The following is a 2,683-nucleotide window of genomic DNA, read 5'->3' as shown; positions in this document are numbered from 1 at the left end:
GCCCCTTCGCGTGCCCTTCCCCATGGTCGGATGACGGATTCGCCACCACGCCGCCCGGTGTGTGTACTTACGACTTTCCCCGGCGCCGTTTACCCCTCCCCTCCGGGGTGGGATCCCCCTCCCGAACGGCGATACCGCCGATCACCGGTGCATCGGAAGGGAGTTGGCGTTGGAGTGGTCCGTGCCGAGACGGGCGGCCGTCTCGCTGACCGCCGCCGCCATCGCGAGCGCGGCCGTGATCCCGGCGGCGGGCGCGCCGTCCGTGCCCCGGCAGCTCGCCCGGCCCCGGGGCCGTACGGTGTGCGCGTTCACCGAACTCGACTTCCACGGCCTGCTGGTGCACATCCGGCAGCCGCGGCTGCTGATCGAGCCGCCCGTCGAGAGCGTGGTCAACACCAGCCACGTCGCCTGGTGCTTCTACGAGTCGCCCGCGTATGGCGGCCTCGCCGTCACCCTCGAACCGGGCCGCGGCGCCGCCAGCTTCCCGTACCCGGTGCAGTCCGCGCGGCCGGTGGGGGAGGGCGGCCTCGGCGGATGACGCGCCCGGCTGAGGACGGCACCGGGCGGTCAGGTGCAGAGCTTGTCCTCCGGGCCGGCCTCGCTGACGATCACGTTCCTGTTCAGGTCCACGTCGTAGGTCCAGTACGCGGTCCACAGGCCGATGCCGCTCTGGAGCTCGGAGTCGAAGGAGTGCCGGACGGCCGTGCCGTCCTCGGAGGTGACGTAGCGGAAGGCGACGCGGTTCGCGGTGGAGTCCGGGTCGGGCCTGCCGCGGGTGAGGGTGACGAAGTCGGTCCAGTCGTAGGTGGCGCCGTCCCAGCCGAAGTGGATCCGGCCGTTCTCGCACCTCAGCGGGCGCACCTCGGGGCCGCTGCGGACATGGGCCGTCCGGTCCGAGGGGGCCGCCGACGCGGTGCTCGCGAAGGTTCCCGCAAGCGCGCACACGCCGGCTGCCACGACCCAGGGGTTCCTCATTGCCTCGCCTTCCTTCCTGTGGTGGTCGAATGCCGTGGCCGGCCGATCCTCCCGGCCCGCCGCGGGTGACGGCCGGTCGACCCGACGGTCGACCGGCCGGTGCCGAGAGGGCTCAGCTGCAGAACTTGCTGGTCGGGCCTTCCTCGCTGACGATCACGTACGTCTCCGAGTCCGCGTCGTGGGTCCAGTACGCGGCCCACAGGCCGGTGCCGCTCTGGTACTCGGAGTCGAACGAGTGCCGGACGGCGCCGGCGGAGGAGACGAAGGCGTAGGCGAGGCGGTTCCTGCTGGTGTCGGCCGGGTCGGGCTTCGTGGTGTAGAGGCCGACGAAGTCGGACGAGGTGCGGGGGGCGCCGTCCCAGCCGTAGAAGATGTGGCCGTTCTCGCAGGTCAGCGGGCGCAGTTCGGGGTCGCCGGGGACGACGCCCCGGCCGCCGGAGGGGGCGGGCGGGACGTGCGTCGCGACGGGCCTCGGGCCGGTGTCCGCGGGCTGGGCGACCGCTGCCGACGCCGTGCCCGCGAAAGCGCCCGCAAGTGCGCAGACGGCGGCTGTTGCGACCCGGAGGTTCTTCATGTCCTCGCTTCTCCCTTGTTCGCGGGACCGCCCACCGATCCCGGTCTGCCTGCGTACCAATCGGAGGCCCCGGGGCAGACCGTGTGACCGGGATTTGGTTCGAATGGCGGCCGTCCCGTACCGGCCGTTCCGGCTACCGGCCCTCCACGCGGCGGGCGCGGCGGAGGACCTCAAAGCCCGCCACGCCCGCGACGGCTCCGAGCGCCAGCAGCGCGGCCACGGTCGCCGCGTCGGGGGCGGTGACCGGTTGGCCGCGCAGCGCCTGCCAGAGGAGGACGAGTACCAGGCCCAGGTAGGCCGCCCCGGCGATCCCCATCAGCGCGACCCGGTGGTGCTCGGACAACCCGCGCGGCCGGGTGGCGAGGAGGAAGCCGATCAGCGGCAGCACCTGGAGCGCGTGGAGGCCGAGGAAGTGGGGGATCCGCAGGTCGCCGCCGAGGGTGCTCCAGTCGGTGACGGGCATTCCCGGGCCGCCGTCAGCGAGCCCGACGGTGTGCGCGCCGACGACGGGCAGGCCGTGGCCCCGCCTGGCGGCCGCGCGCTGCGGGGAGGTCGGCAGCGTCATCAGGAACGCGACGGCCATGCCGAGGGCGCTCACGGCGATGCCCAGCCGCAGCCCCCACGCGAACACCGGCGGCCGCACCCGCTGACGCAGCAGCAGCACGACGACCACCAGGGCCATCGCCCAGGTGGCGACGATGAAGGCGGCCATCGTCATCCACACCGCCGTTGCCGTCGGGGTGGCGAAGTTGAAGTGGCTGGTCGTGCCGGCCGCCGCCGCGGCGGCGATCAGGGCCATCTCGACGATCAGCGACACGGCCGTCACCCGCGAGACCACCCGGACGAGGCGGTCGTGGCCGCGAACGAAGGTGAGCAGCCAGAGCAGGGTGAGGGTGTAGAGGCCGATCGAGAGCGCGAAGCGGGCCGGTTTCGCCCAGGCGGGCTGCCCGGTGATCGACCGGGGATCGGCGAGCAGGCCGACCAGGGCGACGGCCAGCATCAGGGCCATCAGGGCGGCCGTCCCGGCCAGCGGCCGGTTCGCCGCCCACGCCCGCCGCGCCAGTTCCGAGGGCCTGGGGGCCCGCGCCATGGGGTTCCTCTCCGGGTGGGGCCACGGGAACGGCCGGTCGACCT

General features: G+C 73.6%; 4 protein-coding genes. 1 reads left to right on the top strand and 3 read right to left on the bottom strand.

Annotation, left to right across the window (positions count from 1 at the left end; translation table 11 throughout):
- Positions 1–181 precede the first annotated feature (181 nt).
- Entirely contained in the window at positions 182–538 is a 357-nt protein-coding gene (locus tag ACFU7Z_RS38565) for a peptidase inhibitor family I36 protein (protein WP_380782804.1), read from the top strand.
- A 29-nt stretch (positions 539–567) separates the two neighbouring features.
- Here ACFU7Z_RS38565 and ACFU7Z_RS38560 read toward each other — a convergent pair whose 3' ends face one another.
- The 3 genes from ACFU7Z_RS38560 to ACFU7Z_RS38550 all read right to left on the bottom strand — a co-directional run.
- The gene (locus ACFU7Z_RS38560; RefSeq protein ID WP_380782802.1) at positions 568–975 is read right to left on the bottom strand and encodes a hypothetical protein; all 408 of its coding nucleotides are present in this window, start codon (positions 973–975) and stop codon (positions 568–570) included.
- 112 nt (positions 976–1,087) lie between these two features.
- Positions 1,088–1,549 (bottom strand): hypothetical protein, encoded by a 462-nt coding sequence (locus ACFU7Z_RS38555; protein ID WP_380782800.1) that lies wholly within the window; start codon positions 1,547–1,549, stop codon positions 1,088–1,090.
- 133 nt (positions 1,550–1,682) lie between these two features.
- Positions 1,683–2,683 (bottom strand): hypothetical protein (locus tag ACFU7Z_RS38550; RefSeq protein WP_380782798.1); only part of this gene is annotated, 1,001 nt, incomplete at its 5' end.

This window comes from Kitasatospora sp. NPDC057518, from assembly GCF_042802075.1.
Lineage (GTDB): Bacteria > Actinomycetota > Actinomycetes > Streptomycetales > Streptomycetaceae > Kitasatospora.
The sequence above is the reverse complement of the archived record's forward strand: the minus strand, read 5'-3'. Positions and strand labels throughout refer to the sequence as shown.